This window comes from Glycomyces sp. NRRL B-16210, from assembly GCF_000719515.1.
Lineage (GTDB): Bacteria > Actinomycetota > Actinomycetes > Mycobacteriales > Micromonosporaceae > Glycomyces.
In genome coordinates this window covers 29064-48044 of the sequence record NZ_JOGR01000003.1, presented here as the reverse complement: position 1 = coordinate 48044, position 18981 = coordinate 29064, and the positions used below count along the sequence as shown (strand labels likewise).

The window sequence follows — 18981 nt, the reverse complement described above, 5'->3', positions numbered from 1 at the left end:
CGTGCCGTCCTCAGGCCGTCCCGCCCTCAAGCCACCCGGCCCTCGAACCGCACCGCCCGGAACCGGCAGGTCAGATCCGGCGGTAGCCGTCGATCGACATGCCCATGTCCAGCGGGGAGATCTTCACGACGTCGCCCGGCTTGGGCGCGTGGACGACCTCGCCGCCGCCGATGTAGATCCCGACGTGGTTCTGCCCGTTGTAGAAGACCAGGTCGCCAGGCTTGAGGTCGCCGCGGCCGATCGAGCTGGTCTGGTCCCAGATCGCCCACGTCGAGTGGGTCAGCGAGACCCCCGAGACGTTGTAGGCGCCGACGACCAGGCCCGAGCAGTCCCAGCTGTCGGGGCCGGCCGCGCCGAACACGTACGGCTCGCCGAGCTGGTTCTTGGCGAACTGGACCGCCGCGGTGGCGGCGTCGGAGCTGTAGGCCGCGGTCGAGCTGGAGCTCGAGTCCGAGCTCGAAGAGGACTCGCCGCTCGAATCGGAGCCCGAATCGGAAGTGGTTGCGGACTCGGTCTCAGCCTCGGCCGCTTCCGCTGCCGCGGCCTCAGCCGCTTCGGCCGCGGCGGCCTCGTCGAAGGCCTCCTCGGCCTCGTCGATCTTCGCGTCGAGGTCCTCGACGCGCTTCTCGGTCGTCTCGATCTGCGCTTCGAGCCGCTCGGAGGCCTCCGTGGCCTCTTGCGCCTCTTCGTACTTCTCCGACTGCTGCTGCGCGTAGTCGACGAGGGTGGAGACCTTGGCGCCGAGTTCGTCGTCGGCGGACCGGACCGCGGCGGTGACGACGGTGAGCTGCGCCCCCGAAGTGCCGTAGTCGGCCGTGGCGGCCTCGATGACCGCCTGCGCGTCGGCGAGCTGCGTCTGGAGTTCCTCCAGGTCGGCGGCCGCGTCGTCGCGTTCGGCTTCGAGCTCGTCGAGGTGCGCGTCGATCTCGGTGGCGGTCGCCGAGTCGTAGTCGATGTCGTCGGCCGCGTCGGCGTGCGTGCCCGCGAAGACGGTCACGAGTCCTACTGTCGCGAGGGTGACGCCCGTGTAGGCGGCGACCCGGCGGAGAATGGCGCCGGCGCGGGAATGATGTTCGGAATTCGTGCAGGCTTGAGCCACGAGGTGGCCTTTCTTCCTCGTCCGCCTACCGGGTTAGCTGTCGGGTTCGGGCAGGGAAGTGCGCCCTACCCGCCGCGGGTGTGCCGCGGCGGGATTCACCCCGTGCGTCGTGTCGCTGCGGGAATGACAGCGAGGGGGGACGACGCGGCTGGGTCCCCGGCCCGCGCGGCGGTGTCTCACCCTGGACCGGAGGGAACGGGCGTCGTGCGCTGCGCGGCTCGGCGGTCCGGACGGGTGGGTCTCTGGGGGAGCCCTGAGGACCCGACCGGAACAGGCGCTGACGTTACCGAACGTGAGCGGCATCGCCAAGCCCCCTGTGAACCGCCGCATAGCCCGGTAACGGACAGTGAGAACACGGCGGGAGACAGGGCCGCTATCTCGCGGATTTATTGGCCGAACGGCCCATGCGCCGCTGGTACGGACGTCGGGAGCCTCAGAAGCTGCGCAGCGACCTCGGCGGCGGGGGCGACTGGATCGCCGTCGCGTCCGTCACCGGCGCCGCGCCGCCGAGGTACTCGCGCAGCTCGGTCCCCTCCAGCACCCGGCACGGGAAGGACGCCCCGGCGCATCGGCGCCGCAGCTGCGTCACCGGTAGCTCCACGTCCGCCGCGACCGCGACGACGTTCCCGAACCGCCGCCCCCGCAGCACCGCCGGTTCGGCCATGACCGCCGTGTGCCGCCACACCGCGTCCATCGCCGCCAGCGCCGGCTTGAGAAACCGCATCTGGCCCCCGTCGCACAGGTTCACCGCGTAGTGCCCGCCCGGGCGCAGCACCCGGTGCGCCTCCCGCAGGAACTCGGTGCTCGTGACGTGCGCCGGCACGCGGGCCTCGGCGTACACGTCGGTGATGATCAGCTCGTAGCTCGCCTCGGGCGCGCTCTCGATCGCCTCGCGCGCGTCGCTGTGGCGGATCTTCACCTTGACCCCGCGCGGCAGCGGCGCCTCGGCCCGGACGAGGTCCACCAGCTCGCGGTTCGTCTCGACCGCCTGCTGGTAGGAGCCCGGGCGCGTCGCGGCCACGTACCGGGCCATCGCCAGGCCGCCCGCGCCCAGGTGCAGCACCCGCAGCGGCGCCTTCGGCGCGGCCGCGGCGTCCACGAGGTAACTGATCCGCTGCATGTACTCGGCGTCGAGGTACGACGGGTCGTCCAGGTCGACCGTGGCCTGCACGACCTCGTCCGCCACCAGGTGCAGCAGGTTCGGGCGGTCGGGGTCGCGGTCGATGCGGAGCGGATCGGGCATGGCGGGGCCGTTCGGGTTCGGGGCGTCCGCGGGGACGGGACGCTCGGGTGTCGCGGGAGCCGGCCGCCGGTGAAGCGGCCGGGTCGAGCGCGGGCGGGCCCGGCTCACGGACCCATTGTGCCCGAGGGTCCCTGCTCGGTCTGGGCCCTGGCCGACGCGGCGATGTGCGCGATGCGCCGCAGCGCCGCGAACACCGTCTCGCCGAGGATCGTCGCGACCACCGCCTGCTCGACGTCCACGCCCTCGACGCGCGTGGCCTCCGCGATGGCCTCCATGTCCGCCGAGGCGATCGCCGCCGCCGCGTCCGCGTAGTGGCCCAGCACCTCCTGCGGGTCGGGGTTCCCGAGGCGGTAGAACGCGGTCAAGGCCGTGACCAGCGCGTCCCGGTAGTTCGGCGGCGCCACCTCGGCCCAGCCGTACTCGCCGAGCAGCTGGTCCACCGTGCGCTCGGCGGCCTCGGCCGTGCCCGCGCTCGCGAGCGAGAACTTCGGGTCGCGGTGGGTCGCGGCCAGGGCCGCGCCGAGCGCCTGGAACGCCGACTCCGGGTGGCGCGCGAGCACCGTCAGGACCTCGCCGATCTGCGCGACCGACAGCCCCGCGGTCTCCGACAGCGCCCTGATCAAAGTCAGCCGGTGGACATGGGCCGGTCCGTACTCGACCGTGTTGCCCTCGAGGTGCTCGCCCGGCTGGAGCAGATGCTCCCGCAGGTAGTACTTGATGGTGGCGGCCGGAACGCCGGTCCGCTCCGACAGCTCACCGATACGCATACACGGGAGTCTATGACGGAAAGCGCGCCCGCGTTACCGTTGAGCCACGGCAGGAACCCCCGCCCCTTCTCACCGCCCCATCCCGAAAGGCGACGGTCGATGACCCGCAACAACCAGGCGCGCCGCCGAGCCGCCCGCCTGCCCGGACCCGAACGGCCGCGCCATGTCTGACCCGCACCCGTCGCCCCGCCCAACCGCTCGCTGCGCTCGCCTCCTTGAACCCGAATGGCCGCGCCATGCCTGACCCGCACCCGTCGCCCCGCCCAACCGCTCGCTGCGCTCGCCTCCCCGAACCGGAATGGCTTCGCCATGCCTGATGTCCGCAGCGACCTTCTCCAGGAGCTTCGCGAGATCGCCGCGCTCCCGGTCCCCGGGTTCGACCCCGACCTCGCCGACGACTACGCCGCCACCGGCCGCCGCCTGCCCTACGAGGCCCAGTACTTCGCGCGCCGCCGCCACCTCGCCGCACTCGCCGTCGTCGGCGACGGACCGGCCCTCTCCTCTCTCGTCAAGGACGTCTGCCAGGAGCGGTCCTGGGCCCTGCCGGCCCACTGGGAGACCGGTGCCGACCCCCGCACCTGCGTCGACCTCTTCGCGTGCGAGACCGCCCAGACCCTCGCCGAGATCCTGCGCCTGCGCGAGGACCTCGAAGGCGCCGAGGCGGTCGAGGCCGAGATCCGCCAGCGCGTGCTCGACCCCTTCTTCGAGTCCGACTACCCCTTCTTCTGGGAAGAGCGCATCTCCAACTGGACGGCCGTGTGCGCCGGGGCCGCCGGCATGGCCGCCCTCGCCCTCGGCTACGACACCGACGTGGTGCGCGCCCGCGTCCTGCCGGTCCTCCAGGCCTACCTCTTCTCCTTCGGGCCCGACGGCGGCTGCGTCGAAGGCGTCGACTACTGGGTCTACGGCTTCGGCTACTTCACCTACTTCGCCGAGGCCTGGCGCTCGGCCACCGGCGAAGACCTCCTCGCCGGCAACGAGGCCATCGCAGCCTTCCCCGCCCGCGCCCAGCTCTACCCCGGCTCGTTCGCGACCTTCGGCGACACCGGCGCCGACGCGCTCCTGCCGCTCGGACTCATGGCCCGCCTCCACGACCGGCTCGACGTGCCGCTGCCGACCGCCGCACGCGCGCAGACCTTCTCCGACGACGCGTGCGCCCGCTGGGCCCACCTCACCCGCACCCTCGACTGGGGCCGCCTGCTCCCGGCATCGATCGAGCCGGGCCGCTCGCTCCTGGCCGACGTCGGCTGGTTCGTCGAGCGCCGCCGGATCGGCCGGCGCATGTGGGCGCTGGCGGTCAAGGGCGGCTACAACGACGAGCCGCACAACCACCTCGACCTCGGCTCGTTCCTCATCGCCGTGGACGGCGAGCAGTTGCTGTGCGACCCGGGCGCGGGCGAGTACACGGCCGCCTACTTCGGGCCCGAGCGCCACGAGCAGGTCCATCCCTCCTCGGCCTGGCACTCGGTGCCGACCGTCGAGGGCGCCGGCCAGCAGGCCGGGGACGACTCGCGGGCCGAACTGGTCGGCACCGCCGAAGGCGTGGACGTCTACATCGACGCCTACGGCGACGGCGCGCTCATCCGCAAGTTCGCGTGGACCGACGAGGGCGTCGCTCTGGAGGACATCGGTCCGGAGATCACCGAGTCGTTCGTCAGCCGCATCCGGCCCGAGCTCGACGGGACCCGCGCGGTGTGGGCCGGCGAGCGCGGCACGCTCGTGCTCCACGGCGTCAACCCCGAGGACGCGGTGATCGACTCGGTCGACACGACCGACCACCGCGGCGCGCCCGACCGGCTATGGGCGCTGCGCTTCGGCCTTTCCGGCGGCCTCCGCTTCGAGCTGCTCTAGGAGGCCGTCGGCCTTGAGGCGCCGGCGGGCGGCGGTGATCGCCTCGCCGGTGTGCTCGAACAGCCGGCCCTGCTGCCACAGCGGCTCCAGGAGGCCGAGGGCCGCGAGCGGCTTGGCGTGCACCGGTTCGAGCCCCGAGAGGTAGACGGCGATGCCGCGGTGTTCGAGGCGTTTGATCGCGTCGGCGAGGACCCTCGCCCCCGAGGCGTCCATGGTGGACACCCGGCTCATGCGCAGGACCACCACGCGCACGTCGGCCACGTCGAGCAGTTGCAGCAGGAACCGGTGCGCGGCGGCGAAGAACAGCGGGCCTTCGAGCCGGTAGGCCACGATGTGCTCGTGGAGGAGGGCCGCCTCCTCGTCGTGGTGGTCCTCGGGTTCGATCGGCTCCTCCTCGACCGACACCGACCGCGAGATCCGGCCCAGCGCGAGGAGCCCGGCGAGGGCGATGCCCACGGCCACGGCCCACACGAGGTTGAACAGGACGGTCGCGGCGAGCGTCAGCCACATGACGGCCGCGTCGGCGCGGGTCGAGCGCGCGAGCGCCAGCAGCGAGCCGACCTCGATCATGCGGATCGAGGTCGCGATGAGCACGCCGGCGAGGGCCGCGAGCGGCACGTGCGCTACCAGCGGCGCGAGGGCGAGCATCATGAGCGCCAAGGTGATCGCGTGGGTGAGGGAGGCGAGGCGCCCGGCCGCGCCGGCCCGCACGTTGACCGCGGTGCGCGCCAGGGCTCCCGAGGACGGCATCCCGCCGAAGAACGGCGTCACGAGGTTCGCCACGCCCTGCCCGAGCAGTTCCCTGTCCGGGTTGTGGTGCTGGTCGACGGTCATGTTGTCGGCGACGGTGGCCGACAGGAGCGATTCGAGCGCGCACAGGGCGCAGATCGCGACCGCCGCCGCCACGAGGCCGGGCACCTCGGCGAGGTCGAGGAAGCCCGCCTCGGGGGCGGGGATGGTCCGCGGCAGGGCCCCGATGACCGCCACGTCGGCGCTCGCGTACCAGGTCGCGCCGGTCGCGGCGATGACGGCGAGGAGCGGGGTGGGGATGTGCGAGTGCAGGCGCGAGCCGAGCAGGATCGCCGCGGCCACGCCGAAGGCGACCGCGGGGGAGACCCAGCCGGGGTCGGCGGCGAAGGCGCTGATCGAGTCCCAGGCGCCGGTGAGGAGGTTCGCGCTCTGCGGTTCGAGGCCGAGCGCGGGCGGCAGTTGCTGGACGGCGATGACGATCGCAACGCCGGCGGTGAACCCTTCGACGACCGGGACGGGCACGTGCCTGGCGTAGCGGCCCGCGCCGGTGAGCGCGAGGGCCACGAGCATGAGTCCGGCCATGACGCCGACGAGGAGGACCCCGGCGTGGCTGTGCGTGGCGGCGAGGGGGACCAGGACCACGGCCATGGTGCCGGTGGGGCCGGTGATCTGGAGGTTCGAGCCGCCGAGGATCGCGGCGAGGGCGCCGGCGATGATCGAGGTGATGAGGCCGGCGAAGGCGCCGAGGCCCGAGGCGATCCCGAAGCCGAGGGCCAGCGGCAGCGCGACGACCGCGACGGTGAGCCCGGCGAGGAGGTCGGTGTGCCAGTGGCGGCGGACGTGCGCGAAATCGGACCATTCGGGAAACAGCTTCCGGAAGCGCCGGGGTTTCGTGGCGGTTGTCTCTCGTATGGTGGTCATGAGCGTATTGTCCCGTCTCGGGTTATTCGAGCCGGACCACAACGCGCCGAGGCCCGGCGGTCGATCAGTCTGCGCCGCTGAGGGAACCGACCACGCGCCCCGAGCGCCGAAGGCGCTCGGGGCGCGGGAGCGGGCAAGGTGCGGAAGTCGGAGGTCACGATCCGCCCGCCGCCGCCCGCCCTGCAATCTCCCTTCGACCTCCTCGCCTTTTCTGCCGCTTTCGGGTGACACCACGGCTCCGCGGCCCGGTTCTTGTCGTACCCGCGCGGGAGAGTGGGACCTACCTTTCCCCAGGGAGGGTGGGGGTTAGGGATGGTAGACACCGTGGTCGGCATACGCCTTCGCCCGCTGCCGTAGGATCGCCTGCGTGCGTGCGAACGGTCTGGAAGCGGCGATCCGCCTCGGAGGCGCCGTCGTCGTCCTCGCCGCGGCCCTGCTCGCCGCCGTCCTCGAGACCTTCCTCGTCCCCACCTACATCGACGGCATCGCCGTGCCCCTTTCCGGCGCGCTGGCCTTCGCCGGCAACTGGGGCCTCGCGGCCCTCGGCGTCTGGTGGACCCGCACCCGCTGGGCCGCGGCCCTCACCGCCCTCGCCTGGTTCGCCGTGATCCTGACCGCCTCGATGCCCACCTCGGCCGGTTCCCTCCTGATCACCAGCGGTTTCAACGGCTACGCCCTGCTGTTGGCCGGTACCGCCGGGATCGCCGTCTCGCTGTGGCAGTATTTTCGACCCAGGACGGGCGGCAGCACCGCTCGCCCCGCCGCCGGCCCGCCGGCCCAGCCGAACGCAAGCCCCACCCTTCCGAAGGAGTCCCGACCGTGACCCTCCTCAGCCGCCTCCTGATCGCGCACTGGCCCTCCATCTACGGCTTCACGCTGGGCCTGATCCTCGCCAACCTCGCGGGCCGCATCGCCACCAACGTCTGGGGCGAGAACACCATCGTGGGCGACCTCGTGGGCGTCTACACCTTCGGCGCGATGGCCGCCGTCGCCATCGCGGCCGGCATCTGGTGGGGCGTGCGCCGCCGCCGCCAGGAGATCACCGGCGAGCTCCTGCCCATGTTCGTCGTCGCGACCCTCTTCGTGGTCCTGCTGAACCCGCTCATCGCGCGCATCGACTACCCGAGCCTCGACGGGTTCTTCTCGCAGACCCTCATCTACTTCGCGCTCCTGGCCCTCTCCGCCTGGGTCGGCTTCCTCATCGTCATGGCCCTCGGCGTCGACCACTACGGCCGCGAGCTCAAGGCCACGAAGATCGCCTTCGAGCACAAGGCGAACCCCGCGCGCAGCGCCGCCGCTAAGGCCTGAGCCGCCGGCCCCCGGTAGTGGTACCGGTAGCGCTCGGCGTAGCCGAGCCGCCGGTACATCGCGATCGCGGCCTCGTTGTCGGCCTCGACCTGGAGCGCGGCCCGCCGCGCTCCAGCGCCCGCCCCCCACGCCTCCAGCGCCCGCAGGATCTCGGTGCCCAGCCCCCGCCTGCGGAACGCCGGCAACGTGCCGATCCCGGTGATCGCGACCAGCTCCCCGCTGACCGCCCCGCGCCCCCGCGCGGCCAGCGCCAACGCGCCGTCCTCGCCTTCGCGCTGGATCTGCGCGTACCCGCGGCCCGGCCCCGACCCGAGTACCGCCGCGGCGACCGACGGCGCCCCGCGCCCGAGCTGCTCCAGTAGCTCCGGCCCCAGTACGTCGTCCACGACCGCCTCGCCCTCGTACGCCGCCTCCTCGATCGGCCGGGTCATCACCGCCGTCTCCGCCTCGGCCACCCAGCCGCGCGCGGCGAGTTCCGCGTCGAGCCGCTTCGTCACCGGCCCGGACAGCGCGAACAGCGGCCGCGCCCCGCGAGCGCCGTACCAGGCCTCCACGGCCGCGACCGCCGCGTCGAGCCCGCCCTCGGGCGCGGTCGGCGCGAGCACTGAGTTCGCCCGCCGCGAGAAGCCCTCGGCGTAGCGCAGGACCCAGCCGCCGAGCCGCTCGGTCTCGAGCGCGGGCCAGGTCGCCGCCAGGGCGCGCTCCAGTTCGAGGATCTCGGAGAACGGGGTCGGCTTCGGCGGGATGGGGCGCGCGGCGACCACGGCGGCGACGTCGATGGTGACGACTGCCCCCGCGGCGGGCAGCACGCGCCAGTGCTCGGCGCCGACCTCGATAAGCTCACCGGTGACGTCCGTGAACCGGCGACCCGGCCGCGGGTCGTCCAACCTGATCCGAACCGCCACGCGGCGGCCGACATATTCTGGTCCCAGCATCTGGCGCACCCCAAGCCGTCGGGTCTACAAATGGAAATAAGCTTTAGGCTCATCTCAGCGCAGTCCGCCCGATTGCGCGCTGTAGGAAGGACGACTCGTGACTTACGTAATCGCCGAGCCGTGCGTGGACCTGCTCGACAAGGCTTGCATTGAAGAATGCCCGGTCGACTGCATCTACGAAGGCAACCGGAAGCTCTACATCCACCCCGACGAGTGCGTCGACTGCGGTGCATGTGAACCGGTGTGCCCGGTCGAGGCGATCTTCTACGAGGACGACGTGCCCGAGGAGTGGGCCCCCTACACCAAGGCCGAGGTCGACTTCTTCGACGAGATCGGCAGCCCCGGCGGCGCCTCGAAGGTCGGCAAGATCGACAGCGACGTGCCGTTCGTGGCCGAGCTGCCCGTGAAAGAGGAGTAGTCGCGATGGCGCCGCGCCGCCTGCACAGCGCCTCCCCGGCCCGGCGGCTGCCGCGCTTCCCCTGGGACCGCATGGCCCCTTACAAGGAGCGCGCGGCGGCCCACCCCGGCGGCCTGGTCGACCTGACCGTGGGCGCCCCCGTCGACGAGGTCCCCGAGACGATCCGCGAGGCCCTGATCGAGGCCTCCTCCGCGCCCGGCTACCCGACCGTGGCCGGGCCCGTGGTCCTGCGCGAGGCGATGCGCTCGTGGCTGCACCGGCACACCGGCGTGGCCGAGGACGTCGCGGTCCTGCCGACCGTCGGCTCCAAGGAACTGGTCGCGAACCTGCCGTTCCAGCTCGGCATAGGGCCCGGCGACGCCGTCGCCTACCCCGAGATCGCCTATCCCACCTACGAGATCGGCGCGATCCTCGCGAAGGCCGAGCCGCTGCCGGTGGCCGACCCCCGCGACGCCGCGGGCCCCGCAGAACTCGCGGGCGGGGAGGCGAGCACGGGGCGGTTGCGCCTGGCGTGGATCAACTACCCGGCCAACCCGACCGGCGAGGTCGCCTCGGTCGAGCAGTTGCGCGCCCTGGTCGACTGGGCCCGCGAGAGCGACGTGGTGCTCGCCAGCGACGAGTGCTACCTCACCCTCGGCTGGGACGAGGAGCAGCCGCCGGTTTCGATCCTGGACCCGCGCGTCAACGACGGAGACCTGACGGGCCTGCTCGCGGCGCATTCGCTCTCGAAGCGCTCGAACCTGGCCGGGTACCGTTCGGCGTTCCTTGCCGGGGACCCCGAGCTCATCGCCGACCTGCTGGAGATCCGGCGCCACGCGGGCTTCATGGTCCCGTGGGCGGTCCAGAAGGCCACGGTCGCGGCGCTGCACGATGAGGCGCACGCGATCGAGCAGCGGGCCCGCTACGAGGCCCGCCGCGGCATGCTGCGCGGCGCGGTCGAGGCCGCCGGGTTCCGCATCGACCACTCCGCCGCCGGCCTGTACCTGTGGGCCACCCGCGGCGAGGACTGCTGGACCACCGTGGAGTGGCTCGCCGACCGCGGCATCCTGGCCGCGGCGGGGGAGTTCTACGGCGCCAAGGGAAACCGCCACGTGCGCTTCTCCCTGACCGCCACCGACGACGCCATCGCCGACGCCGCCCAGCGGTTGAAGTGAGCACCGTCGCGCAGTGGCTGAAGCGAGCACTGCCGCCCGGTGACTGAAGTGAGTGCTGGCGCGCAGCCATTGAAATGAGTGCGGCGTTCGAAGTGAGCACCCGGCGGTTGCGGTGAGCACCGCCGCCCGGCGCTTGCAGCAGCACTCAGCACCACCGTCTCGCTCCACCGACGCGAAGAGGGGCCCGCAGCCTTCCGGCTGCGGGCCCCTCTGTCGTGCGTCACTCGGCCGGGACCGGTCCCGGCAGGTCGACGGGCGGTTCGACCGGCGGCTCGACGGGCGGGTCCACCGGGGGATCGACCGGCGGGTCGACCGGCGGCTCCGGCGTGTTCCCCAGCACGATCGTGAGGACCGCCTGGCATTGGTCGTTCAGATCCGCGACGGTGGGCACCTCGCCCGGCACGCCCGGGACGTCGCCCGGGTCCGGCACGGGCACCGGCACCTGCTCGGCGGGCACCTCGCCCGGCACGTCGACCGACAGTGCGGCGTGGAGATCGGCCAGGCACGTCTGGAGGTCGACGAGCGCCTGCACGTCGGGCGTGTCGGCCGGCAGCTGCTCGGCGCTCGCAGCCGGCGCTGTGGCGAGCATGGTGATCGGGACCGCGGCACCGATCAGGATCGTCCGCCAGGTGCGTCGTGCGTTCCTGGACGGTGCGGCGTTGGTCGTCGCTGACTTGGACGTGGACTGTGCCATGAGGATTACTCCTGGTTCGTCGGCTGTCCCCGGTCCGGGCGCGGCCTTACGGCGCCGCCTGCGGCGGCGGGCCGACCGCGCTTCGACCCGAGATGTTCACTCTCCGAAGGACCATATGCACCGAGGGTCACTCTCGTGCCGGAAACGTGAAACGGGATCGACCTGATTCGTCCCGGTAAGCCCGTCCCTTCGCCTGCGACCTGCGGCTGCGCCGCGATCCGGAAAGTCCCGGAAATCCGGGGACCCGCCGCGAACGGGATGGCGCATGTCGGACCCTTCGGCCACACTTGTCGGGTGAACGACTCGCTGCTCATCGGACGCGACCATCCCACCTCGGCACTGCGCTCGGCCGTCGAGCGCACCGTGACGAGCCACGGCGGACTCGTCCTGGTCACCGGCGAGGCCGGCATCGGCAAGACCACCCTGGTCACCGACGCCGCCGCTCGCTGGCGCGGCGAACTCCAGGTCGCCTTCGCGACCTCCTGGGAATCCGAGGCCGTCCCCGACTACTGGCTGTGGACCCAGGTGCTCAGGTCCCTGCGCGGGCGGCTCGGCGAGGACGCCTGGCAGGCCCTCCACCCGGCGCTGGCGGCCGCCGCGCTCCTCGGCGGCGGCGACGGCTCCAAACCCGACGAGTTCGAGATCTACGACGCCGTCACCCAGCTCGTCATCGCCGCGGCCCAGCACGGCCCGCTCCTGATCGTCCTCGACGACCTCCACTTCGCCGACGTCGGCAGCCTCGAACTGCTCAAGTTCGCGTGCCAGCACACCTGGTTCGAGCGGGTCCTGTTCGTCGGCACCTACCGCGACTCCGAGATCGACCCCGGCCACCGCCTGCGCGCCCGGATGCTCGCCCTCGTCAGCAAAGCGGTCATGATCAGCCTCGACGGACTCGACGAGGACGGGGTCGCCGCCCTCGTCAAGGCCACCGTCGGCACCGTCCCCGGCCCCGGCACGGTCGCCGAGATCACCCGCCGCACCGGCGGTAACCCCTTCTTCGTGGAGCAGACCGCGCAACTGTGGGCCTCGGGCCAGCCGGTCGACGCCACCAGCGCCGGGATGCGCGACGCCCTCCACCGCCGCATCGAGCAGCTCCCCGAGCCGCTCGTGCGGATGCTCACCCTCGCCTCCGTCGGCGGCCGCGAGTTCCACGCCGGCGTCATGTCCCAGGCCTCCGGCCTCGACCTCCACCAGATCGAGGCCGCCCTGGACGCCGCCTGCCAGACCCGGCTCATCCGGCGCGAGAAGGACCGCTACGTCTTCGTCCACGACCTCGTGCGCGAGACCCTCTACGACTCCATGAGCGCATCCGAGGCCGCCCACCACCACGGCTGCGTCGTCCGCGCCCTCGTCGCCGACGAGGCCCTCCAGAAGCTCATGCTCCCCACCGAGATCGCCCACCACGCCTGGATCGCCGGCGACGACCTCGACCCCGAGACCGCCGTCGGCTTCCTCGCCCGCGCCGCCGTCGACTCCCACTCGCGCCTCAGCGTCGCCGGCGCCGAGCGGTACTACCGCCGCGCCCTCGAACGGTGCACCCCCGAGATGGTGCGCAGGCGCGTCCTGCTGCGCCTCGACCTCGCCGGGGCCGTCAACTGGCGCGGCCGCCCCGACGAGGCCCGCACCCACTACGACCAGGCCCTGCTCGAAGCCGAGGACTCCGGCGACCCCATGCTGCTCGCCCGGGCCGCCCTCGAGGTCCCGCAGGAGCACCGCGCCGACGAGCTCGCGCGCCGCAAACGCCTCGCCTACATCGGCCTGACCGAGGAGGAGCCCGAACCCGGCCTCACCCACGACGAGCTGACCCGCCGCCTGGCGTACGCGTTCATGCTCAGCGCCCGCGCCGCCGACTCCGACGAGGACCTCTCCTTCGGGCTGTGGGCCCTCCACGCCGTCAACTGGGGTCCCGGCACCGCCGCCGAACGCCAGTCCATCGTCGAGGAGCTCGCCGAGGTCACCCGCCGCACCGGCGACGACGAGATGCGCCTGTACGCCGCCTCCCTCGGCTGGGTCGTCCTCCTCGAACGCGGCGACCCCGCCTACCGGGCCCAGCTCGCCCACTTCTGCTCCCTCGCCGAGACCAGCGACTCCGAGCGCTGGCGCGGCGCCGTCCTCATCGACCGCGCCGTCGTCGACATGGTCCAAGGCCGCTTCGACGACGCCGAGACGCGCCTCACCGCCTCCGCCGCCGCGGTCGAAGCCGATCCCATGCACGCCCACATGCTCGACCACCTGCGATGGGAACTGAGCATGGCCCGCGGCGACGTCCCCGGCGCGGTCGCCGACAACTGGGGCCAGGAGCACGGCGTCTGGCACGCCGACCTGCTCACCGGCCTCTCCGCCCTCCGCGGCGGCGACCTCGAACTCGCCCGCGCCGTCCACACCCGGCTCGGTGACGGTCCCGCCCCGCGCAGCGCCTGGGAGTCGCTGTGGATCCGCTTCGAGACCGAACTCGCCGTCGCCGACGGCGACGCCGAGACCGCCGAGCGCGTGCGCGAACGCCTCGCCCCGCACGCCGACGAATGGCTCGTCGCCTTGTGGGGCACCAGCGTCCACGGCCCCGTCGCCCACTGGCTCGGCCTCCTCGACGCCGCCCTCGGCGACACCGAATCGGCCCGCGCCCGCCTGCGCACCGCCGCCGCCCAATCCGACCTCCTCGGCGCCCGCCCCTGGGCCGAGGCCGCCCGCCGCGCCGCCGCCGAACTCGACCGGCGCGACGACTCCCGGCACGGCGGCGCCGAACCGGCCCTCACCGGAGAGGTCTTCCGCCGCGACGGCGCCACCTGGACCCTCCGCTTCGCCGGCAGCACCCTTCACCTCCCGCACACCAAGGGCCTCGCCGACCTCCACCGGCTCCTGGAGCGGCCCGGCCATGAGATCGCCGCGACCGAACTGCTCGATCCCGAAGCCGGCGAAGCGGTCGCCGCCGACGCCCGCCTCGGCGGCGACGACCTCCTCGACGCCGCCGCCCGCGCCCGCTACCGCGAGCACCTCGAAACCCTCGACGAGCAGATCGACACCGCCGCCGCCATCGGCGACGACGCCCGCGCCGCCGCGCTCGACGCCGAGCGCCGCGCCCTCATCGAGCACCTCAAGGCCGCCACCGGACTCGGCGGGCGGTCCAGGCGCCTGGGCGACAACGCCGAACGCGCCCGCAAGAGCGTCACCAACCGCATCCGCAACACCCTCAAGAAGATCGAGACCGGCCACCCCGCCCTCGCCGCGCACCTCCAAGCCCACGTCGCCACCGGCTCGGTCTGCGTCTACCAGCCCGGACCCGACGCCCCCGACTGGCGGCTCTGACCGCCGAGACCGCGAACACGGCAGCGGCCGGACGGGAACTCCCGTCCGGCCGCTGCCGGGGTGTTGCGAAACAGGTCTCACTTGCGGTTGTAGGCCCTGATGGTCAAGAACCCGAACACCGCGACGAAGCCGCCCGACCAGATCAGCGTCGTCAGCACCGAGACGGAGTCCACAGTGCCGTCGAACAGGCCCCGCACGCCGTCGACCAGCTGGCTGATCGGCGTGTTCTTCACGACCGGCTGCAACCAGCCGGGCATCGTCGAGGGGTCCACCATCACGTTGGACAGGAACGTCATCGGGAACAGGATCGACATCGAGATCGACATGACGGTCTTCTCCGACCGCGTGATCAGGCCCAGCCACGTCCACACCCACGAGAACGCGAAGCAGAACACCAGCAGCAGGCCCACGCCCAGCAGCACGCCGACCGCGCCGCCCTCGGGCCGGTAGCCCATGACCAGACCGGTGCCGAACATGATCGCCCCGGCCGCCGCGTACCGGAACATGTCCGCCAGCAGATAGCCCACCATCGGCGCCGCCCGCCAGATCGGCAGCGTCCGGAACCGGTCCGACACGCCCTTGTTGATGTCGATGTTCACCGACATGCCCGTGTAGATCGTCGTCATCACGATGCTCATGACCATGATCCCCGGCAGCAGGAATTGCAGGTACTCGCCGGTGCCGCCGGCGATCGCGCCGCCGAACAGGTACGTGAACATCAGCAGCATGATGATCGGGAACACCAGGATGTCGCCCAACTGCTCGGGCACGTGCTTGATCTTCAGCATCGAACGCCAGGCGAACGCCCGCGCCGAGGCGAACGCGCTCGGCGCCGCCGGCCGCTCGCCGGTGGCCAGCAGCCGGCGCAGGTGCTCCTTCGCGACCGGCGCCGGAGCGTCGACATCGGACTTCGTATCGGTCTGCGTGACAGTCATTGCGGTTTCCTTACCTTTCAGTCCGTGGGGCTCAGACGTCGATGCGGTCGGTGAGGGACAGGAAGACCTCGTCGAGGCTCGGCTGGCCCAGCGAGAAGTCGTCCACGAGGATCCCGGCGCGGGCCAGCTCGCCGAGGACGTGCGAGCCCTGCTCGGCGGTGTCCTGCCCCGGAGCCAGACGTGCGGTCAGCGCCACCGGGTCGTCGTCGAGCGCGACCTCCACGGCCAGCGCCTCGGCCAGGACCCCCTGCGCGTGCGCGCGCTGGTCGGCGTGGTGCAGGCGCACTCGGATCGAGCCGGCGCCCACCGAGGACTTCAGCTGGCCCGGCGTGCCCTCGGCGATGACCTTCCCGGTGTCGATGACCGCGATGCGGCTCGCCAACTGGTCGGCCTCCTCCAGGTACTGCGTGGTCAGCAGCACGGTGGTGCCCTCGGCCACGATCGTGCGGATCACGTCCCACACCTGGTTGCGGCTGCGCGGGTCCAGGCCCGTGGTCGGCTCGTCCAGGAACAGCAGCTTCGGCGTCACGATGATCGACGCGGCGATGTCCAGGCGCCGGCGCATCCCGCCCGAGTACGCCTTCACCTGCTTGCCCGCCGCCGCGGACAGGCCGAACGCCTCCAGCAGGTCCCCGGCGCGCTCGCGCGCCGCGGGCTTGGCGTACCCGTACAGGCGCGAGAGCAGGACCAGGTTCTCGGCGCCGGTGAGGTCCTCGTCCAGCGAGGCGTACTGCCCGGTGAGGCTCACCTGGGACCGCACCGAGGCGGCGTCGGTGAGCAGGTCGTGCCCGAACACGGTCGCGTTGCCGGCGTCCGGGCGCAGCAGCGTCGCCAGCATCCGCACGGTGGTGGTCTTCCCGGCCCCGTTCGGGCCGAGCACGCCGTACACCGTGCCGGTCGGGACCTCCAGGTCCACGCCGTCGACGGCCTTGACGTCCTTGAAGTGCTTGACGAGCCCTTCGGCTCGGATCGCGAGGTCGCGCTGCGACATGTCCGCCTCCTGGGTGTGATGCTCAGTTGCTCTCACCCGGAAGGCGCTACGCGAACGCCACGACCCCCGCTACATCCGATGTAGCGGGGGCCGAAGCGCGCTCAATCCTTGAGGTGCTTGGGGCGGACCACCAGCCAGAACAGCAGGGCCGCCACGCCCGAGGCCACGCCGATCGCCGCCGCGGTGGTGTTCCACACACCCGGCAGCTCCAGCTCGTAGAACCGCGCGAACGGCGGCACCGACAACACGACCACGAACGCCGCCGCGCAGCCGCCGACCAGCAGCGCCTTCCACCACGTGTACGGCTTCGCCACGATCGCCAGCGCCGCCAGCGCCAGGCAGAACAGCGTGATCGCCGCGGTCGTCTGCGGCAGGTCCGAGTCGTACCCGTCGTGCGCCAGCGCCGCCAGGTACACCACGAACGTCGGCACCGCGCAGCAGATCCCCGCCGGGATCGCGAACTTCAGGACCCGCTTGACGAACCCGGGCCGGGCCCGGTCGAAGGTCGGCGCGAGCGCCAGGAAGAACGCCGGCAGCCCGATCGTGAACAGGTTGATGAGCGACTGGTGGATCGGCAGGAACGGGTACGGCAGCGGGTCGTTCCCGGCGATCCACGACCAGATCGCGCCCACCGCGATGAACAGCGCCAGGCCGATCGCGTACACCGTCTTGGTCAAGAACACGTTCGAGACGCGCCCGATGTTGCCCAGCACCCGCCGGCCCTCGGCCACCACGTGCGGCAGCGTCGCGAACTCGTCGTCGAGCAGCACCACCTGCGCCACCGACCGGGCCGCGGCCGAACCCGAGCCCATGGCGATGCCCAGGTCCGCGTCCTTGAGCGCGAGCACGTCGTTCACGCCGTCGCCGGTCATCGCCACGGTGTGCCCCCGCGACTGGAGGGCCTTGACGAACGCCTGCTTCTGGTGCGGCTTGACCCGCCCGAAGATCGTCGCCCGCTCCAAGAGGTCCGCGAGCTCCTCGGGGTCCTCGGGCAGGCGCCGGGCGTCCACGGTGTCGGCGGCGCCCTCGACGCCGAGCTGCGCGGCGACCGCGCCCACGGCGGCGGGGGAGTCCCCGGAGATGATCTTGACCGCCACGCCCTGCTCCTTGAAGTACGCGAGCGTGTCGGCGGCGGTCGACCGCAGGCGCTGGCGCAGGACCACCAGGGCCTTCGCCTTCACGCCCGTCACGCCGCCGGTGGTCGAGGCGGACTCGGCGGTGACCAGCGCCAGCACCCGCAGCCCCTGCGCGGCGAGCATGTCCGCCTCCAGGGCCATCGGGTCGCCGGTGCCGTCGGCAGCGGTGTCGTTGGAGGCATGGTCCAGGAGCACGTCCGGGGCGCCCAGGAGCCATGTGCCGTGGTCGGTGAACCGCGTGCCGCTCCATTTGCGCGCCGAAGAGAACGGCATGACGTCGATGACCCGCCATCCGGGGTCGGCCGCTTGCTGTTCCTTCAGGTGCGCGGCGACGGCCTGCATGGTCGGGTTCGGGCTGTCGTCGGCCGCCGCGAGCGCGGCGAGCGCCTCGCCGACCTCGCCCGCGTCGACGCCGTCGACCGGGCGGATCTCGTCCACGTCCATGCCGCCCTCGGTGAGCGTCCCGGTCTTGTCCAGGCACAGCACGTCGGTGCGGGCCAGGCCCTCGATCGCCGGCAGCTCCTGCACGAGGCATTTGCGCGCCCCGAGCCGGATGACCCCGACCGCGAACGCCACCGACGTCAGCAGCACCAGTCCCTCGGGGATCATCGGGACGATCCCGGCGACGGTCTTGACGATCGTCTCGCGCCAGGCGGCGGCGTCGGCGAGCTGGCTGATGATGAGCAGCAGCGCGATCGGCACGATGAGCCAGTTGATGAGCTTGATGAAGCGGTTGATGCCCTCGCGCAGCTCCGAGCGGGCGAGGGTGAACTTGCTGGCCTCCTCGACGAGCTTGGCGGCGTAGGAGTCCGCGCCGATGTGCTCGGCCCGGAACAGGCCCGTGCCCGCCACCGCGAACGACCCGGAGCGGACCTCGTCGCCAGGCGCCTTGGCGACCGGGTCGGCCTCGCCGGTCAGCAGCGACTCGTCGATCTCCAGGTTCCGGGACTCGACCACGGGACCGTCGACCACGACGCGGTCGCCCGGTTCGACGAACACGAGGTCGTCGCGGACGATCGCGGACGGCGCGACCTCGACGACCTCGCCGTCGCGCAGGACCTTCGCGTTCGACTGGTTCAGCAGCGAGAGCTTGTCGAGGGTGCGCTTGGCGCGCAGCTCCTGGATCGTCCCGATGAGGATGTTCGCGATGATGACCCCGGCGAACAGGCCCTGCTTCAGGCCCTCCAGGAGGCCCTTGTCCAGGGCCGTGAAACCGATCGCGATCGCCGCGAGGATGCCAATGACGGCGTTGAGCGGGGTGAAGAGGTTCGCGCGCAGGATCGCCGAGAGCGGGCGGCTGGTGTGTCGTTTCGCCTCGTTGACCGCTCCGGCCTCGACGCGCTCGGCCACCTCGCCGGCCGTCAGGCCGCGGTCACCTGCCAGCATGGGTGTTGTCACGTCGACAGCTTATGCGACACCCGCCCTGGCGCATCACCGCTAAAGGACCGATGCCCCGGTTTCGCGCCTCCGCCTTTC

The 18981-nt window shown here is 72.3% G+C and carries 15 protein-coding genes and 1 riboswitch; of the genes, 6 read left to right on the top strand and 9 right to left on the bottom strand.

Going from position 1 to position 18981, the window contains the following annotated elements:
* Positions 1 to 70 precede the first annotated feature (70 nt).
* From IF12_RS0104520 to IF12_RS0104510, 3 genes are all read right to left on the bottom strand, one after another.
* Complete coding sequence (locus tag IF12_RS0104520) at positions 71 to 997, bottom strand: C40 family peptidase (RefSeq protein ID WP_051703964.1); 927 nt, start codon at positions 995 to 997, stop codon at positions 71 to 73.
* A gap of 109 nt (positions 998 to 1106) precedes the next feature.
* A riboswitch (cyclic di-AMP (ydaO/yuaA leader) is annotated at positions 1107 to 1280 on the bottom strand.
* A gap of 252 nt (positions 1281 to 1532) precedes the next feature.
* A complete protein-coding gene (locus IF12_RS0104515; RefSeq protein ID WP_030155054.1) occupies positions 1533 to 2342 on the bottom strand; it encodes a spermidine synthase in 810 nt (269 codons plus the stop codon).
* 104 nt (positions 2343 to 2446) lie between these two features.
* A complete protein-coding gene (locus IF12_RS0104510) occupies positions 2447 to 3109 on the bottom strand; it encodes a MerR family transcriptional regulator (protein ID WP_030155053.1) in 663 nt (220 codons plus the stop codon).
* 309 nt (positions 3110 to 3418) lie between these two features.
* On the opposite strand from IF12_RS0104510, the gene IF12_RS0104505 reads away from it, so the two are divergent.
* On the top strand, positions 3419 to 4960 hold the full coding sequence (locus IF12_RS0104505) for a heparinase II/III family protein (protein WP_051703963.1): 1542 nt from the start codon (positions 3419 to 3421) through the stop codon (positions 4958 to 4960).
* Here IF12_RS0104505 and IF12_RS0104500 read toward each other — a convergent pair.
* Positions 4907 to 6631: a SulP family inorganic anion transporter gene (locus IF12_RS0104500; RefSeq protein ID WP_051703962.1), complete on the bottom strand. Its 1725-nt coding sequence runs from the start codon at positions 6629 to 6631 to the stop codon at positions 4907 to 4909. The genes IF12_RS0104505 and IF12_RS0104500 overlap by 54 nt on opposite strands.
* Before the next feature lie 367 nt (positions 6632 to 6998).
* Here IF12_RS0104500 and IF12_RS0104495 point away from each other — a divergent pair, with 367 nt between their 5' ends.
* Together IF12_RS0104495 and IF12_RS0104490 are read left to right on the top strand one after the other, a co-directional pair.
* Complete coding sequence (locus IF12_RS0104495; RefSeq protein WP_030155050.1) at positions 6999 to 7454, top strand: hypothetical protein; 456 nt, start codon at positions 6999 to 7001, stop codon at positions 7452 to 7454.
* Positions 7451 to 7939 (top strand): hypothetical protein, encoded by a 489-nt coding sequence (locus tag IF12_RS0104490; protein ID WP_030155049.1) that lies wholly within the window; start codon positions 7451 to 7453, stop codon positions 7937 to 7939. The genes IF12_RS0104495 and IF12_RS0104490 overlap by 4 nt, the downstream gene beginning before the upstream one ends.
* On the opposite strand, the gene IF12_RS0104485 is transcribed toward IF12_RS0104490, so the two are convergent.
* The gene (locus IF12_RS0104485; protein WP_051703961.1) at positions 7858 to 8826 is read right to left on the bottom strand and encodes a GNAT family N-acetyltransferase; all 969 of its coding nucleotides are present in this window, start codon (positions 8824 to 8826) and stop codon (positions 7858 to 7860) included. The two genes, IF12_RS0104490 and IF12_RS0104485, sit on opposite strands and share 82 nt — an antisense overlap.
* A gap of 145 nt (positions 8827 to 8971) precedes the next feature.
* Here IF12_RS0104485 and fdxA point away from each other — a divergent pair, with 145 nt between their 5' ends.
* Together fdxA and dapC are read left to right on the top strand one after the other, a co-directional pair.
* Entirely contained in the window at positions 8972 to 9292 is a 321-nt protein-coding gene (gene fdxA, locus IF12_RS0104480; RefSeq protein WP_030155047.1) for a ferredoxin, read from the top strand.
* Between the two features lie 5 nt (positions 9293 to 9297).
* Positions 9298 to 10446 carry a succinyldiaminopimelate transaminase gene (gene dapC / locus IF12_RS0104475; RefSeq protein WP_030155046.1) on the top strand — a complete coding sequence of 383 codons (1149 nt, stop codon included), beginning with the start codon at positions 9298 to 9300 and terminating at the stop codon, positions 10444 to 10446.
* Positions 10447 to 10666: 220 nt separating this feature from the next.
* Here the strand turns inward: dapC and IF12_RS0104470 are convergent, their stop codons facing one another.
* Positions 10667 to 11140, bottom strand: a complete 474-nt coding sequence (locus tag IF12_RS0104470) for a hypothetical protein (protein ID WP_030155045.1) — start codon at positions 11138 to 11140, stop codon at positions 10667 to 10669.
* Positions 11141 to 11434: 294 nt separating this feature from the next.
* Here IF12_RS0104470 and IF12_RS0104465 point away from each other — a divergent pair, with 294 nt between their 5' ends.
* A complete protein-coding gene (locus IF12_RS0104465; protein ID WP_051703960.1) occupies positions 11435 to 14443 on the top strand; it encodes an AAA family ATPase in 3009 nt (1002 codons plus the stop codon).
* A 77-nt stretch (positions 14444 to 14520) separates the two neighbouring features.
* Here the strand turns inward: IF12_RS0104465 and IF12_RS0104460 are convergent, their stop codons facing one another.
* The 3 genes from IF12_RS0104460 to IF12_RS0104450 form a co-directional block, all read right to left on the bottom strand.
* The gene (locus IF12_RS0104460; RefSeq protein ID WP_030155041.1) at positions 14521 to 15378 is read right to left on the bottom strand and encodes an ABC transporter permease; all 858 of its coding nucleotides are present in this window, start codon (positions 15376 to 15378) and stop codon (positions 14521 to 14523) included.
* A 31-nt stretch (positions 15379 to 15409) separates the two neighbouring features.
* On the bottom strand, positions 15410 to 16369 hold the full coding sequence (locus IF12_RS0104455; protein WP_030155039.1) for a daunorubicin resistance protein DrrA family ABC transporter ATP-binding protein: 960 nt from the start codon (positions 16367 to 16369) through the stop codon (positions 15410 to 15412).
* A 101-nt stretch (positions 16370 to 16470) separates the two neighbouring features.
* Positions 16471 to 18903 carry an HAD-IC family P-type ATPase gene (locus tag IF12_RS0104450; RefSeq protein ID WP_197034602.1) on the bottom strand — a complete coding sequence of 811 codons (2433 nt, stop codon included), beginning with the start codon at positions 18901 to 18903 and terminating at the stop codon, positions 16471 to 16473.
* Between the last annotated feature and the right edge of the window lie 78 nt (positions 18904 to 18981).

Coding starts and splice junctions, on each gene's coding strand:
- IF12_RS0104505 (WP_051703963.1), top strand. CDS start 3,419: ATGCCTGATGTCCGCAGCGACCTTCTCCAGGAGCTTCGCGAGATCGCC.
- dapC (WP_030155046.1), top strand. CDS start 9,298: ATGGCGCCGCGCCGCCTGCACAGCGCCTCCCCGGCCCGGCGGCTGCCG.
- IF12_RS0104515 (WP_030155054.1), bottom strand. CDS start 2,342: ATGCCCGATCCGCTCCGCATCGACCGCGACCCCGACCGCCCGAACCTG.
- IF12_RS0104500 (WP_051703962.1), bottom strand. CDS start 6,631: ATGACCACCATACGAGAGACAACCGCCACGAAACCCCGGCGCTTCCGG.
- IF12_RS0104510 (WP_030155053.1), bottom strand. CDS start 3,109: ATGCGTATCGGTGAGCTGTCGGAGCGGACCGGCGTTCCGGCCGCCACC.
- IF12_RS0104470 (WP_030155045.1), bottom strand. CDS start 11,140: ATGGCACAGTCCACGTCCAAGTCAGCGACGACCAACGCCGCACCGTCC.
- IF12_RS0104460 (WP_030155041.1), bottom strand. CDS start 15,378: ATGACTGTCACGCAGACCGATACGAAGTCCGATGTCGACGCTCCGGCG.
- IF12_RS0104455 (WP_030155039.1), bottom strand. CDS start 16,369: ATGTCGCAGCGCGACCTCGCGATCCGAGCCGAAGGGCTCGTCAAGCAC.